Source organism: Streptomyces rishiriensis (assembly GCF_030815485.1).
In the GTDB taxonomy this organism is placed as follows: Bacteria; Actinomycetota; Actinomycetes; order Streptomycetales; family Streptomycetaceae; genus Streptomyces; species Streptomyces rishiriensis_A.
On record NZ_JAUSWV010000001.1, the window covers coordinates 248,139 to 261,375 of the forward strand.

Sequence of the window (13,237 nt, forward strand, 5' to 3'; positions counted from 1 at the left end):
CCTGCGCCAACTCCAGCCATAAGGCGCAGAACGCCACCGCGTGCGGTGCGCACTCCTACCGCCTGCCCTCCGGAGCCGTGTGCGCAGGTTCGAATCCTGCCGGGGGCACCTTGCATGAGGTGCCCAAAGACCCCGCCACCAGCGCTTTCGCTGAGGACGAGGTCTTGGCGTATGTGCAGGCAGATGCAGCCAGAAGCTGCCCCATGTCGCGGTCTGTGGACGAGGCGTGGACGGGATCTTGGAGCATCGCCGCAGGTGACGTCCCCAAGTGACCAAGGACCCGCATCGGCTTCAGACGGCCGCTCCTGAACGATGGCCACGCTGCGGAGGCTGCCCGCGGTACCCGTGGAACGGCCAGCGCCGCGCTAACGACGTTGCTCACCATCGCTTGCGGCGATGCGGGCGGCTCAGGACATGTCGAGTGCGCCCACAGTCGCACGGATGTGGGCCGGCCCGAGACGCGGCCGCCCTCCGGCGCACCACCAGGAGAGCGGCCCCTCCACCTCGCGCGCATGCATGCCCAGGTTGTGTTCGACGCACAGAGGCCACGCCTGCCACAGACGCTCAGCGACGGTATCCTGCGCGGCGTCGGCAACGATCGCCAAGGCATGAGCAAGGTCTTCGGCCACCTTTGGGTACAAGTGACCGCCGTGCCACTCGCCATTGGCCAGCGCAACGTAGACACACTCCGGCTCGCCCGCCTCGTAGGAAGGCTGGGCCACCAGTTGCAGGGGCTCCTGCTCAGGAAGAGTCACTGCCAAATCCCGGTTGAGGAGCGCAAGAGCCTCGTCCCACAAGGGGTACTCGCCCAGCGAGACGCGACGGAGCCCAGGACTGTCGAAGAGAGCATGCATAGGGCCATCCTCCACTACGGACAGCCGACCCCAATCGCGCACCAGGTCGTAATAGGGCGCAGACTCAGGCCTTGCTCCAGGCCTGTCGATGGCGAGCGACGCTGTACACCTGCTCGACCTGCTCGGCCGTCAGCACCCCTGAGAGCGGGGCCAGAGCCGCTACTTGGCGCCCCTGGTACACCCGGACGCTGAGTTGCGTGGCGACCACCTTGAGATCGGTGACACCAACGAAGACGAGTACTGGCTCAACTTGCACGGGAAAGCCGCAGTAGTGCTCAAGCACCCGAACCACGCGCTTGGCCTCCGCTCGACTCTTGCGTGCGTAGGGCGCCGGCTTTCCGTGATCGACTTTCACAGCATCGTCGCCGACCCATACGGCCTTGTTGTGGTGGTGCTTCGTATTGATGCTGAACACCCCGCCAGGCCCGATCAGCAAATGATCGACGTCCACATCGTTGGCCAGCGGGATGGAATGCAGGACGCGCCATCCGCGACGCGCCAAGCGGTTCAGCTCGGCTCCCACTCTCCTCTCCCCCGCCAGGCCCCTACGCCACGAGTCCCACTCCGTAGGACGCCGCAGAAGCCGTGAGACGACTCCGCTCGATCAGACCTGGGCCGGATTTGTCGAGCAGGTCGCGGAGGGACTCACCGGGACGGTTGGCGGAAAGGTCATCGGCCGGTGTCAGAGGCGGCAGCATCAGAAGGGCTTCAGCCTCCGGTGCCCCCTGCGACAACACCGGCTCAGGGTTGTTGCGTAAGTGGGGTGTCAACACGGCGATCACGTCGTCGCGATACTCACCGACCAAGACGGTGATGTCCCCCGTCCTCACGTCCGCCCAGCCGACCGCGGTGCCATCCGGCAGATTCGCGTACCAGCGATCATGTCCGTACCGCTTCCAGCGCGTGACCTTCAGCTCCACGAGTCCCCCTCGTCCGCTCTCAGCCCGAAGCATCGCAGCAGGCAGGGCTCGAAACGAGAGAGGCCCCGGACAATATGCCGGGGCCTCACAGGTGGGCTTACAGCGGCTAACACAATGAAGTGCTGAGAACCCAGCTACAGGCATCCCGGCTCGCCGTTGGCCACGAACCGTGCCAGGGATCGCTCCAGCAGCTCGAGCAACTGCCGCAGGTCATCAGCCACCCGGTCGAGCTCCGGTTCGTCCAGCGACGCCGTTCGCGTCCGGTAGATCACTCCGCCAGGGCTAGCGACGTAGGACAGGCCGCCGCCGTTCGAGCCGATGACCAGACCGTCGGCCTTCCTGTCCGCGCTGACATCGACAGCGCCGTACTGCTTGAACCGTAGAAGGACGTCGCCCGCCGAGTCGACGAAGTAGCCGTTGCCGACGTCCGCCCAGGTGACGTCGCCGATGGTGTCGTAGAAGGTGACCAGGTCGGCAGGGATGATGCCAGCCTGAGCAAGCGTGCGAGCCGCGGCCTGGTCGGCGTGGTCGGCCAGCCGGACCTCATTGGCTCCCGGGGGAAAGCCGTGCCAGCGCTCGAACTCGTCTGTCATTGCCTTCAGGGTCTCCGAGACCCTGCTCGCCCATGAGGCCAGCCAGGTGGGCGAAGGCGAATGGTCACTCATGAGGCCGGATCATGGCACGGCCGCAGACATCCACGGTGCGCCCAACAACCCTGCCCAAAGGTCAGCGCAATGTCCTGAGCTGCCGGTGGGTGATGAGGCAGCAGGCGAGTTTGAGGAAGGCTTCGTGCATGTCGGCCCTGCGTTCCCAGCGGATTCGCAGGCGCCGGAAGCCGTGCAACCAGGCAATCGTCCTCTCGACCACCCAGCGGTAGGTGCCCAGGCCAGTGCCATGCCGTGTTCCTCGCCGAGCGATCGCCGGGACGATGCCGCGAGCCCGGACCTGATCACGGTAGACGTCATGGTCATAGCTGCGGTCTGCGAACAGCGAGTCGGGCTTGCGACGCGGTCGTCCGACGCGGCCACGGACGGGCGGGACCGCGTCGAGCAGGGGCAGGAGCTGGGTCACGTCGTTGCGATTGCCGCCGGTCAACAGGACGGCGAGCGGAGTGCCGTGTCCGTCGGTGATGATGTGGTGCTTCGAGCCGGCCCGCCCACGGTCGACCGGCGACGGGCCCGTCTGTCTCGCTCCCCCTTTTAGCGCCCTGACGTGCGAGGAGTCGACCACGCAGCGGGACCAGTCCAGCCGGGAGCCCGCGTTCAGCTCGGCCAGTAGGTCCTCATGCAAGCGTTGCCAGACCCCGGCCTCGTTCCCGTCCCGCAACCTGCGCCAGCACGTCATGCCGGAGCCGAAGCCCAGCTCTTGAGGGAGATGCTCCCACTGTATTCCGGTGTGCAGCACGTACAGGATCCCGCAGAGCACCTCCCGGTCCGGCAGCGGCTTGCGGCCGGGATACCGGAAGCGTCGCTCGCGCTGCGGCAGCAACGGCTCCAGGCGGTCCCACAGCTCTTCCGACACGATCCACGGTGACGTCCCCACAAGGGGGCGAACGCTCAACTCCCGCCCCGGACACGGCCGACACCGCCTGCCCACCTCATTGTGTTAGCCGCTGTTAGTGATCAGACGTGCATTTCACGGACCAGTGTGTCGTCTCCCTGGTAGAGCTCCAGGGAGTAGCTCAAACCGAGGCGGTGAAGTACGCCGCCGAGTTCGTCGAAGTGTTGAGGGTCGACGACTCCGTTCAGGAGGATGTCTGGACCCTCGATCGGCTCGACCTCCAGCTGGCACCAGCTGGTTTCGACTTCGTAGCTGTGCCAAGAAGACGACCTCGAACTCCACCCCGTTCGCACGAAGTGCTGGGCCACCGCAGAGGCATCCCGGCAACCGCGCAGGACACCGCATACGTTGTTGCCAACCTCCACCCACTCAGGATCGATCTTCTGGTCATCGTCGGATACGTCCACGCCGGAAGTATGAGGCCCAGGTTTCTCGTGCGATCACTCGTATTCGCGCAACAGATCCTCGATACGCCGGTTGGCGACGTTCTGCCGTCCGTCGAGGCACTTCGCGTAGCGGGTCAGCAGGACCTCGACGCTGTTGCCGGCGCGCTCGGCAACCTGGGTGCAATCGACTCCGGCATTGAGCCAAGTCGACAGCGCCGAGTGCCGGGGGTCGTACGGGCGACTCGCAGGCGGTGAGGAGGCGATGGCCGGCGGGAGCGCGAGGATCCGGGCCCTGCCACACGCGGTAGTGGACGACCGAGCCTTTCTCGCTGAAGAAGAGGCGCCCGTCGTCTGCGGTCCCGGGTGGCCAACTTCCGAATTCAGGTGCACATCGGCGGCGACGACGTCAGCGGATCCGTACCGCTGGTGGCCATGAACCCTTCGCGAGTTCATGGCCACCAGCGGTACTCAGGTGCGACCTCGTGGCACCACACTTGACCGGGGCGTGCCCGAGTGGTTAAAGCGCACGGGCGGTGTTGTTCGCGTTGCGCCTCCCACGTCCACCGAACTGCCCGAAGCGCGCTCGCATCGAGCGCTGTCACACGCCGGCTGGGCACCCCTTCACTCTGCCCATCCCGCTTCAGGGCCGCGCCCGGGGAACCGGCCACGGTCGCTCGGAGATCCGCCGGATCAAAGCCGCCACCGTCAACAGCCTCCTCTTCCCCGGAGCTCGCCAGGCTGTCCAGATCAAGCGCCGGCGCACCGACCACAAGACCGGCAGGACCACCGTCAGGACGGTCTATGCCGTCACCAGCCTGACCGCCGAGCAGGCCAACGCGGCCCAGCTCGCCCGACTCGTCCGCGACCACTGGGAGATCGAGGCCCTGCACCACGTCCGCGACACTACTTTCGCCGAGGACGCCTCTCAGCTGCGGACCGGCAACGCGCCCCGTGCGATGGCCACCTGGCGCAACCTCGCCATCGGAGCCCTCCGCATGGCAGGAGTGAGAAACATCGCGGCCAGCCTTCGCCGCAACGCCCGCGACCCTCGTCGCCCCCTCGCACGTGTGGGCCTCGAACCGAACGTCATGCAACTACACCGAAGCCCTGGGACTGACGTGACCATTGGAACGGCATTGCGCCCGGGTTCGCCATGACCTGCTGCTTGCGCACGCACCCGACCCTGTACCCGAACCCCTCCGCGACGCCACCGTCACCGAAGACGCACCTGTCGCCGGACTCCGTGACGCCATCTGCGACTCCTGCGGCAGTACTGGCAGGTGGCCATCGAGCCGGTCTGGCCGCAGATGCGACTGGTACTGGAAGCGGACATGACCTACCGCGCCCGCCAGCTCGCCCTGGGGGGCGCCCGACTGCTGTTCGCCGACATGCACCCGAACCTGCGCTGGCAGGACGGAGAGCTATATATCCGCAAGATGATCAGCAGACACCGGGTTGCGGCATCTGGCCGAGGACTGTTGCTCCTGCCGTCCGTGTTCGCACACAAGCCCGCGCCTCCCGTCAGCCCAGACGAGCCGCCGAGTCTCGTTTATCCCAGCCGGGGAGTAGCCACGCTGTGGGGCTCCGAGACGCCGACCGTCGACACAACCGCTCTGGTGTCTCTGCTCGGTTCATCCCGGACGAAACTGCTCAGCCTCCTGGAAGAGCCGCTGCCCACCGTAGAGCTCGCCCGCCGTCTCAACGTCACCCCCAGCGCCGTCTCCCAGCACCTGCGTGTCCTGCACTCCACAGGAGTGGTCACCCGGACACGTGACGGACGGCATGTGCTGTACCGGAGAAGCATGCTCGGCGACCGACTCACGACCACCGCTGCCAGACCGCGCACTCACGACACCTGAGAAACAGCAATCCGCCCCCGCCCGGCCGGGCGACCATCCACTCCCCCGAGCCCCGTATAGGTTCCCCACCCGCCCCGCCCGCTGACCACTTGAGCTCGCCATCGTTTGCCGACCGGCTGCGAGCATCCACCGAACCCGCGCCACCAGCGGGTTCACGGCGGCTCGAATCCAATCAGATTCGATGGTGATTCATAACAGAACGGGCTCGGCGCGCCCGCACTGGGGCGCCGGGGTCAGCGCTCGGGCTTGGCAGGCCGCTGCATCAGCGCGGCCGCGGCCTGGTCCAGGGTGACCTTCTCGTGCAGCAGGGCGGACATCACTTCCGTGATCGGCATCTCGACACCGTGGGCCTGGGCGAGGGCGAGGATCGCCTCGGCGGACTTGACGCCCTCGGTGGTCTGCCGGGTGGCGGCTGTGGCTTGCCCGACGCTCAGGCCGTGGCCGAGGTGGGTGCCGAAGGTGCGGTTGCGGGAGAGCGGGGAGGTGCAGGTGGCCACGAGGTCACCCAGGCCGGCAAGGCCTGCGAGGGTGGCCGGGTGTGCGCCCATGGCCACAGCCAGCCGGGTGGTCTCCGCCAGCCCGCGGGTGATGAGCAACGCGTCGGCGTTGTCGCCCAGACCCCTGCCCGAGGCGATGCCGACCGCCAGGGCGATGACGTTCTTCACCGCACCGCCCAGCTCGCAGCCGATGACGTCGGTGCTGGTGTAGGGCCTGAAGTAGGAGGTGTGGCAGGCCCGCTGGAAGCACTGGGCGGCGGCCTCGTCGGGGCAGGCGACAGTGGCCGCGGCCGGCTGCCCGGCCATGATCTCAGCGGCGAGGTTCGGGCCGGACAGCACCGCGACCCGGTCCGCGCTCACGCCTGTCACCTCGGTGATGACCTGGCTCGCCCGCAGCCCGCTGCCCAGCTCGATGCCCTTCATCAGCGACACGATCACCGTGGCGGGCCCGATATGGGGTGCCCACGCGGCGAGGTTGGCCCGCAGAGACTGCGCAGGGATGGACAGCACCAGGTAGTCGGCGCCGTCCAGCGCGGAGGCAGGGTCGGTCGTGGCCGTCAGGGAGGCGGGCAGCTCCACGTCCGGGAAGTAGCCGGGGTTGCGGTGACGGGCGTTGATCCCGTCAGTGATCTCAGTCCGGCGGGCGTGGACAATGACGTCGGTGCCGGCGTCGGCCAGGACCTTAGCGACGGCGGTGCCCCAGGACCCGGCCGACAACACCGCCGCGCGGGCGGAACGGTGCCGGCTCAACTCGGGGTCCTCTCGCTGGACGCGGGCCCGTCACCGGGGCGGCGGCCGAGCCCGCACATCGTATCGGCCCCACCTAGCCCGGCCGGAACGCTCACCGTGCGGCGCAGGGTGAGCAGGACGGCGCAGCGGCCCGGAAGGGCCGGGGTCTCGCTTAGCTCGCGCCGCAGTTCGCCGGCGTGGGAGAGCCACCGCAGGTAAAGGCGGTCCCACGTGGCAGGTTCAGCGGGGCGCCCGCCCGTGTGATCCACAGTGAGGCCGGCGGCGCGGGTCTGCTCCCCCAGGCAGGGTGGGTGCGCTGCCGCGAGGCCTGTGTGGGGACCACCAGCCGTCCGGCCAGGACGCGGAGATCTGACGATGCGGCAGTCCGCGCGCCGGACGGCCGCCCGGCGCGCGGAGACGGATGACCCGTGCGGCGTACCCACGAGACACTGAGTCGCGTCGCCCAGCACGCTGTTGTACCGGTCCCGCTTCGACAGGAGGCGCTACTGTGACGGCTCGTCTGATGCCCGCCGAGTCTTGGAGCAGTCCCGATGAGCAGCGCCGCATTCCGTCTCGTCGTCACGGGCGGCGGGACGGGAGGACACACGTATCCCGCCCTCACCGCGGTGGGTACCTTGCGAGCGAGACTCGCGGCTGAGGGGCGGTCGCTTGACGCTCTGTGGATCGGGACAGCCGAGGGCCTGGAGGCGCGTGTGGCGCCGGCCGAGGGCATTCAATTCGTCAGCGTCGTGACGGGCAAGATCCGCCGCTCCAAGAACCCGCTGAAACTCGTGTCCCCGGCGAACGTACGGGACATGGCGCAGGTGCCGCTCGGTGTCCTCCAGGCGCGCAGGGCGATCGAGCAGTTCCAGCCGGACGTGGTGCTGGCGACAGGCGGCTATGTTGCGGTGCCGGCCGGGCTGGCGGCGCGGATGTGCCGCCGCCCGCTGGTGCTGCACGAGCAGACGGTGCGCCTAGGGCTGGCGAACCGGAAGCTGGCATCGGCGGCTGCCCGGATCTGTGTGTCCTCGGAGTCGACGCTGGCGTTGTTGTCGGAGTCGGCACGGCAGATCGCCCTGGTGACGGGCAACCCGGTGCGGCCGGAGGTCCTGTCCGGGCACGCGGCCAAAGCGGTTGAGGCGCTGGGGCTGGTGGGCTTCGCCGGGCAGTTGCCGACGGTTTACGTCACGGGTGGTGCGCAGGGCTCGCAGCAGATCAACGAGCTGGTGGGCGAGGTGCTGCCGTGGCTGCTGCAACAGGCGAACGTGGTCCATCAGTGCGGCCCGGCTCATGTGGAGGGTCTGCGGGTGCGGGCGGCCGGGCTGCCCGGCGAGCTGGCCGGACGGTACTACCTGGCCGGGTACGTCGGTGCGGAGCTGCCGGACGTGCTCGCGCTGGCCGACGTGGTGATCTCGCGCAGCGGTGCGGGGACACTGGCGGAGCTGACGGCACTGGGCAAGCCCGCGGTGTTCGTGCCGCTGGCGTCGGCGGCGGGCAACGAGCAGGCGCACAACGCGCGCCACCTGCAGGAGGCCGGGGCCGCGCTCGCGCTCGAAGGCGAGGTGACGGGGGCCCGGGGGCGGGACGCGTTGGGCCCGCTCCTGGCCGATGCCCACCTGCGGCAGGCGATGGCGGAGCGGGCCCGTGCGCACGGCCGTCCGGACGCGGCCGACCGGCTCGTCGACGAGATCCTGGCCGCCGCAGCGTCCGGCTGAGCGGCGTCAGCCGATGTGCAGGGCCGTCCCCGCCGAGATGAGTACGGCGCACTGATTGAACGCCTCTTGGTCCTGGCCCATCGGTCCGGGACGTCCCGATCGCGCAGCTAGAGGGCGAGCTTGGACTGGTTACTCTCGCCGCACACGTCGATAAGGACATCTCGCACGTGGGTGTCCATCGCCACGATGGTGTCGGCCCAGGCCATCATCTCCAGGGTGATCTGGCGTGCTCGGTGGGTAGTGAGGTCGAGGCCGAGCCGGCCGGCGGCTTTGACCATCGCCATGTGGGCGGGTTCACCCTCCCACTTTCCGATCAGCCCGGCCGAGCGGACCTCCACCTCCGTGCCGCCGCGGTGGGCCAGGGCGAGCGCCGCGAACGGCGACCGGCAGTAGTTGCCGAGGCAGACGATCAGGACGCGGCGCATCATGCGGTTCCGACGCTCGTGAGGACTTCGCCAAGAGTGGTGACGACGTGGTCGATGTCGGTCTCGGCCAGGTGCTGGTGGAAGGGCATGGTCAGGATTTCCCCGGCGACGTGCTCGGTGGCGGGCAGGTCGCGCCGCCACCGGCCGAACGCGGGCTGCAGGTGGTTGGGCCGGTAGTGGACGCCGACGCCGATGCCCCGGGCCTTCAAGCAGCACGAGTTCGATGCCGGCGCAGTTGTCGGCGACGTGCAGCCAGTTCCGCATGTGCTGGCCGCGGTCATGGAGAGTGACCTTCTCCCCGCGCAGCAGTCTCGTGATGAACAGCGGGATGATCTTCTCAGGGTGTTGGCGGGGTCCGTAGTTGTTCGAGGACCTGGTGACGCAGACCGGCGCGCCGTAGGTGTGCCAGTAGCTGAGCGCCATGAGATCGCTGGCCGCTTTGGACGAGGCGTAGGGCACGGTCGGGCGCAGCGGGTACTCCTCGGTGGCCGCACCTTTCGTGAGCGGTCCGTACACCTCGTCCGTCGAGACGTGCACGAAGCGCTCGATGCCATGCCGCATGGCCGCGTCAGCGAGCGTCTGGGTACCGATGACGTTCGTGGTCACGAACCGGGCCGCCGTTTGGAAGGACCGGTCGACGTGAGACTCGGCGGCGAAGTGGACCACGGCGCCATGGCCGACCATGAGGGTGTCGACCAGGGCGCGGTCGTAGATGTCGCCGAGCGCGAATGCGAGTTTCGGGCTGAGGAAGGCCTCCCCGAGGTTCGCCCGGTCGCCCGCATAGGTGAGGGCGTCCAGAACGGTGACCAGCTCGACGTCCTCGGCGTCGAGCATGCCCTTGACGAAGTGCGAGCCGATGAACCCGGCTCCGCCAGTGACGAGCAGCTTCATGGGCACCTCCGCAGTGTGTATCCGGTCGGCGGCACGCACCTGCCGCACGCCTTCGGCGGCGCCGGACCGGTCACGGCCGTCCTGCCGGACGTCGCGTGCAGTCCGCTTGGTAGCCAACGCCGTGTGCGCGCCGGAGCGATCCTGCGCATCCGCCTCACCTCTGCATTCATCGGTCGAACGTTGCTGCGATGAAGGAATGAAAGCTCGGGGAGGCGGCAGCCAGGCAGGCTCACGAGGGTGCTCACGAACGTAAAATCGCGTCCGCCTCAGTACACAGAGCGCTACGTTCAGTGGTCACAACCGGCCCTGCCGGGCGAAGCACCCGGCACGGCCTTGGCCCCTAGGACCTGTCTGACAAATGATCTTGTTGGGGTTCGCGGAGCCAGAGGATGAGTGCCGCGAGGTGGAGTCCGGTCCGGTAGCGGGCGGCGAGTTTGTCGAAGCGGGTCGCGATGGCGCGGAACTGCTTGAGCCGGTTGAAGCAGCGTTCGACGACGTTGCGGGCCTTGTAGAGATCGCGGTCGAAGGCCGGTGGTCTGCCGCCGGCCCGGCCGCGCCGTATCCGGTTGGCTTTCTGGTCCGCTCTCTCCGGGATCACCGCCCGGATGCCGCGGCGCCGCAGCGTCTGGCGGATCGCCCGTGACGAATACGCTTTGTCGGCGATGACCGCGTCGGGCCTGCGGCGCGGCCGACCGACGCCGGTCCGGGGCACTCTCACCGCGTCCAGGACCGCGTCGAAGGCAGTGGAGTCGTTGACGTTGCCCGGCGTGACGAAGACGGCCAGGGGCAGGCCCCGGCCGTCACAGGCGAGGTGGACCTTCGTGGTCAGCCCGCCGCGGGACCGGCCGAGCGCCTGACAATCCGCCGCGCGTTCCGGATCTTCCAGTTCGTCCCTCGACGCCGCCCCTTTTTGCGGGCGCCAGCGGCGTGCTGGTGGGCACGGTTGATCGTGGAGTCGACCGACACGGTCCACTCCACCGCCCCGACCGAGTCGTCGCGGACCTGGACCTCCTCGAGCAGGCGGGCCCAGGTCCCGTCCGCCTCCCACCGGGCGAACCGCTCATACGCCGTCTGCCACGGCCCAAAGCGTTCCGGCAGGTCACGCCACGGAGCACCCGTCCGCAACCGCCACAACACCCCGTTGATCACCTGCCGGTGATCCCGCCACGGACGACCCCGCCCGTCAACACCCGGCAACAGCGGCGCCATCCGCTCCCACGCCGCATCCGTCAGCTCACCACGACCCACCACAAGATCAATTATCAGACAGGACCTAGGAGGCGTCTGTCTGCCATGGCGCTCAACCAGCACCCGAACCAGCTCGCGAACCCCGCCCTCGCCGAGTTGAGCAAGGCTTCCCAGCTCAGCCGCAACGAGCTGGCCCAGCTCGTCAATGCCCGTGCCCAGCAAGCTGGGCACACGCGCTCCTACACCCACACCAGCGTCACGAACTGGATAGTGCGCGGCATGATCCCCAAGCCTCCGGTGCCCGAATTCATCGCCCAGGTGCTGTCCGACCGGCTAGGACGCCCGGTCGGCCCCGCCGAGATAGGCATGCCTGAGGTCTGGGAGACGCCAGGTCAGGTCGGGCTGGACTTTCCCCGGGACACCCAAGAAGCCCTCCATACCGCCACTCGATTCTGGAGCACCGTGCACCGCCGCAAGTTCTTCGCCACCTCAAGCGCCTTCGCTATCAGCGCCTACAGCACACCGGTCACCCGGTGGCTTGCCGTCCCTACCGACCCGGACGCCGCACACCCCGGTGCCCGCCGCGTCGGCCGCCACGACCTGGACGACCTGTGGGCAGCCGCTGCTCACGCCCAGCGCTCGGACTCGAAATTCGGCGGAGGCGCCCGCGCAGCCTCCACGGTCACCCGCATCCTGCGCGAGCACGCCATCCCACTCCTGAACGGCGACTACACCGACGTCGTCGGTAAGGAGCTCTACGCCGGCACCGCCGAACTCGCCCGGGTCGCCGGATGGAGCGCGCTCGACATGGGCCACCACGACCTCGCCCAGCGCCACTTCGTCCAGGCCCTGCGGATGGCCAAAGCCGGAGGCAGCCTCAACGTCGGCGTCCACGTGCTGAGCAATCTGGCCCTCCAGACCACCCTGCGCGGCTACCCCGACCAGGCCGTGGACATGGCCCCGACGCGACACCTACCACCTCGACGACGGCGGCCGAGCCGCGTTCGACGAGATCGTCCGCCACTACCACGACCGGAGTTCGGCCTGACCGGCCCTCGTCCGCTCCGGACGGCTGCGAAGAATGCGCCGGATCTATCGGTGGACACCGGGGTATCCGCACCGCATGTATCTCTCGAAACCGGTGAAGGCTGCCTTACTCGGCGTCGGCGTCTATGCGTTGCTCGTGTTGATGTTCCGGTACTGGCGTGGCGGCATGGCCTGGGACAAGTCACTACTGGTCGCCCTGGTCGCAGCGCCGGTGGCGCTGTTTTGGGGATGGGTGCGGGACCACTGGAACGACCGGGCCCGAGAGGCTGGCGCGAGGTGGCGGCGGAAGAGGCAGAACTGACCCGTACACGACCGACCCGGCTTCCGGTGTGGCATCGGTCTGCGGACGCCAGGCGGAGCATCGTCACGGCCCGGTGCCAGCAGGTACCAGAGCAGGGAGTGTGCCCGCAATTGGCCGGGCGGCGAAGATCCCGGACAGGCGGGGCTTTGCGACCAAGGGTGAACTGGCCCGGGACATCGCCCGCCGGTGCCTCGGTGCGGGTCTGCCCGCCTCTTGGGTCACCGCGGACGAGGCCTACGGGCAGGACTGGAACTTCCGCCGTCTCCTCGAACAACTCGCCATCGGCTATGTGGTGGCGGTGCCCAAGTCCCAGCAGATCAAGTCCCTGGCCGGGATCTGGCGCATTGATGAGCTCATCGACGAAGCACCCGGTGATGCTTGGCAGCGGTTGTCCTGCGGTGATGGGGCGAAGGGCTCACGGGTCTATGACTGGGCCGCAGCCAAGCTGCCCGCCAACCTCATCTTCGAGCCGGAGCCGCCAACCCATCACCGGTGGGTGATGGTCCGCCGCAGTCTGTCCGACCCTGGCCAGGTCGCCTGCCACCTGGCCTACGCGCCCGTCGCAGTGGAGCTTGCCGAGCTCGTCCGCATCGCCGGTTCCCGCTGGGCGATCGAGGAGTGTTTCAAGGCCGCGAAGAACGAGTGCGGCCTGGAGTACGAGGTCCGCCGCTACGTCGGCTGGTATCGGCACATCACCCTGGCCATGCTCGCCCATGCCATCCTGGCCGCACTCGCGGCCCAGGCCGGCGGCGAGGCAGCAAAGGGGGCTGCAGAAACGGATCAACTGAAAATGGTCGGCCTGGCGAAGACACCGCCGGGCCTGCTGCGCCAAGCCGCAGAGGTGGCTTTGGTCAGTCGGCGCAGT

At 68.4% G+C, this 13,237-nt stretch carries 13 protein-coding genes and 4 pseudogenes; 5 read left to right on the plus strand and 12 right to left on the minus strand.

Annotated elements, in window-relative coordinates:
- Positions 1 to 407: 407 nt before the first annotated feature.
- The 6 genes and pseudogenes from QF030_RS01275 to QF030_RS01300 form a co-directional block, all read right to left on the minus strand.
- Entirely contained in the window at positions 408 to 854 is a 447-nt protein-coding gene (locus QF030_RS01275; protein ID WP_307160774.1) for a hypothetical protein, read from the minus strand.
- A 64-nt stretch (positions 855 to 918) separates the two neighbouring features.
- A pseudogene (locus QF030_RS01280) lies at positions 919 to 1,807 on the minus strand (nuclease-related domain-containing protein).
- A gap of 101 nt (positions 1,808 to 1,908) precedes the next feature.
- Positions 1,909 to 2,367, minus strand: a complete 459-nt coding sequence (locus QF030_RS01285) for an SMI1/KNR4 family protein (RefSeq protein WP_307160775.1) — start codon at positions 2,365 to 2,367, stop codon at positions 1,909 to 1,911.
- Positions 2,368 to 2,500: 133 nt separating this feature from the next.
- Positions 2,501 to 3,316, minus strand: a complete 816-nt coding sequence (locus QF030_RS01290) for an IS5 family transposase (protein WP_307160776.1) — start codon at positions 3,314 to 3,316, stop codon at positions 2,501 to 2,503.
- A gap of 80 nt (positions 3,317 to 3,396) precedes the next feature.
- Entirely contained in the window at positions 3,397 to 3,741 is a 345-nt protein-coding gene (locus QF030_RS01295; RefSeq protein WP_307160777.1) for a hypothetical protein, read from the minus strand.
- A gap of 33 nt (positions 3,742 to 3,774) precedes the next feature.
- Positions 3,775 to 4,081 (minus strand): annotated as a pseudogene (locus QF030_RS01300) (tyrosine-type recombinase/integrase); the annotation flags it as partial.
- A 172-nt stretch (positions 4,082 to 4,253) separates the two neighbouring features.
- On the opposite strand from QF030_RS01300, the gene QF030_RS01305 reads away from it, so the two are divergent.
- Both QF030_RS01305 and QF030_RS01310 read left to right on the plus strand, forming a co-directional pair.
- Positions 4,254 to 4,877, plus strand: a complete 624-nt coding sequence (locus QF030_RS01305) for a transposase (protein WP_307160778.1) — start codon at positions 4,254 to 4,256, stop codon at positions 4,875 to 4,877.
- 123 nt (positions 4,878 to 5,000) lie between these two features.
- Positions 5,001 to 5,579 carry an ArsR/SmtB family transcription factor gene (locus QF030_RS01310; protein WP_307160779.1) on the plus strand — a complete coding sequence of 193 codons (579 nt, stop codon included), beginning with the start codon at positions 5,001 to 5,003 and terminating at the stop codon, positions 5,577 to 5,579.
- 233 nt (positions 5,580 to 5,812) lie between these two features.
- Here the strand turns inward: QF030_RS01310 and QF030_RS01315 are convergent, their stop codons facing one another.
- Positions 5,813 to 6,826, minus strand: coding sequence for an NAD(P)H-dependent glycerol-3-phosphate dehydrogenase (locus QF030_RS01315; protein ID WP_307160780.1), 1,014 nt, complete (start codon positions 6,824 to 6,826; stop codon positions 5,813 to 5,815).
- Between the two features lie 530 nt (positions 6,827 to 7,356).
- Here QF030_RS01315 and QF030_RS01320 point away from each other — a divergent pair.
- On the plus strand, positions 7,357 to 8,520 hold the full coding sequence (locus QF030_RS01320) for a UDP-N-acetylglucosamine--N-acetylmuramyl-(pentapeptide) pyrophosphoryl-undecaprenol N-acetylglucosamine transferase (RefSeq protein WP_307160781.1): 1,164 nt from the start codon (positions 7,357 to 7,359) through the stop codon (positions 8,518 to 8,520).
- 107 nt (positions 8,521 to 8,627) lie between these two features.
- On the opposite strand, the gene QF030_RS01325 is transcribed toward QF030_RS01320, so the two are convergent.
- From QF030_RS01325 to QF030_RS01345, 5 genes and pseudogenes are all read right to left on the minus strand, one after another.
- Positions 8,628 to 8,948, minus strand: coding sequence for an arsenate reductase/protein-tyrosine-phosphatase family protein (locus tag QF030_RS01325; protein WP_307160944.1), 321 nt, complete (start codon positions 8,946 to 8,948; stop codon positions 8,628 to 8,630).
- Positions 8,945 to 9,226 carry a DegT/DnrJ/EryC1/StrS family aminotransferase gene (locus tag QF030_RS01330; protein ID WP_307160945.1) on the minus strand — a complete coding sequence of 94 codons (282 nt, stop codon included), beginning with the start codon at positions 9,224 to 9,226 and terminating at the stop codon, positions 8,945 to 8,947. The genes QF030_RS01325 and QF030_RS01330 overlap by 4 nt, the downstream gene beginning before the upstream one ends.
- A pseudogene (locus tag QF030_RS01335) lies at positions 9,189 to 9,836 on the minus strand (dTDP-glucose 4,6-dehydratase); the annotation flags it as partial. The gene QF030_RS01330 and the pseudogene QF030_RS01335, both read right to left, overlap by 38 nt.
- A gap of 340 nt (positions 9,837 to 10,176) precedes the next feature.
- A protein-coding gene (locus tag QF030_RS01340; protein ID WP_373428715.1) for an IS5 family transposase occupies positions 10,177 to 11,084 on the minus strand; the annotation gives its coding sequence in 2 pieces (ribosomal slippage) (positions 10,177 to 10,739 and positions 10,739 to 11,084; 909 coding nt in all).
- A gap of 429 nt (positions 11,085 to 11,513) precedes the next feature.
- A complete protein-coding gene (locus QF030_RS01345) occupies positions 11,514 to 11,918 on the minus strand; it encodes a hypothetical protein (RefSeq protein ID WP_307160782.1) in 405 nt (134 codons plus the stop codon).
- A 229-nt stretch (positions 11,919 to 12,147) separates the two neighbouring features.
- Here QF030_RS01345 and QF030_RS01350 point away from each other — a divergent pair, with 229 nt between their 5' ends.
- Together QF030_RS01350 and QF030_RS01355 are read left to right on the plus strand one after the other, a co-directional pair.
- Positions 12,148 to 12,372, plus strand: coding sequence for a hypothetical protein (locus QF030_RS01350; RefSeq protein WP_307160783.1), 225 nt, complete (start codon positions 12,148 to 12,150; stop codon positions 12,370 to 12,372).
- Between the two features lie 115 nt (positions 12,373 to 12,487).
- Positions 12,488 to 13,150, plus strand: a pseudogene (locus QF030_RS01355) (IS701 family transposase); the annotation flags it as partial.
- Positions 13,151 to 13,237 lie beyond the last annotated feature (87 nt).

Bases quoted from the DNA above. Each gene is read 5' to 3' on its own strand.
- QF030_RS01275 (WP_307160774.1), bottom strand. From the start codon at position 854: ATGCATGCTCTCTTCGACAGTCCTGGGCTCCGTCGCGTCTCGCTGGGC.
- QF030_RS01285 (WP_307160775.1), bottom strand. From the start codon at position 2,367: ATGACAGACGAGTTCGAGCGCTGGCACGGCTTTCCCCCGGGAGCCAAT.
- QF030_RS01320 (WP_307160781.1), top strand. From the start codon at position 7,357: ATGAGCAGCGCCGCATTCCGTCTCGTCGTCACGGGCGGCGGGACGGGA.
- QF030_RS01325 (WP_307160944.1), bottom strand. From the start codon at position 8,948: ATGATGCGCCGCGTCCTGATCGTCTGCCTCGGCAACTACTGCCGGTCG.
- QF030_RS01330 (WP_307160945.1), bottom strand. From the start codon at position 9,226: ATGACCGCGGCCAGCACATGCGGAACTGGCTGCACGTCGCCGACAACT.
- QF030_RS01350 (WP_307160783.1), top strand. From the start codon at position 12,148: ATGTATCTCTCGAAACCGGTGAAGGCTGCCTTACTCGGCGTCGGCGTC.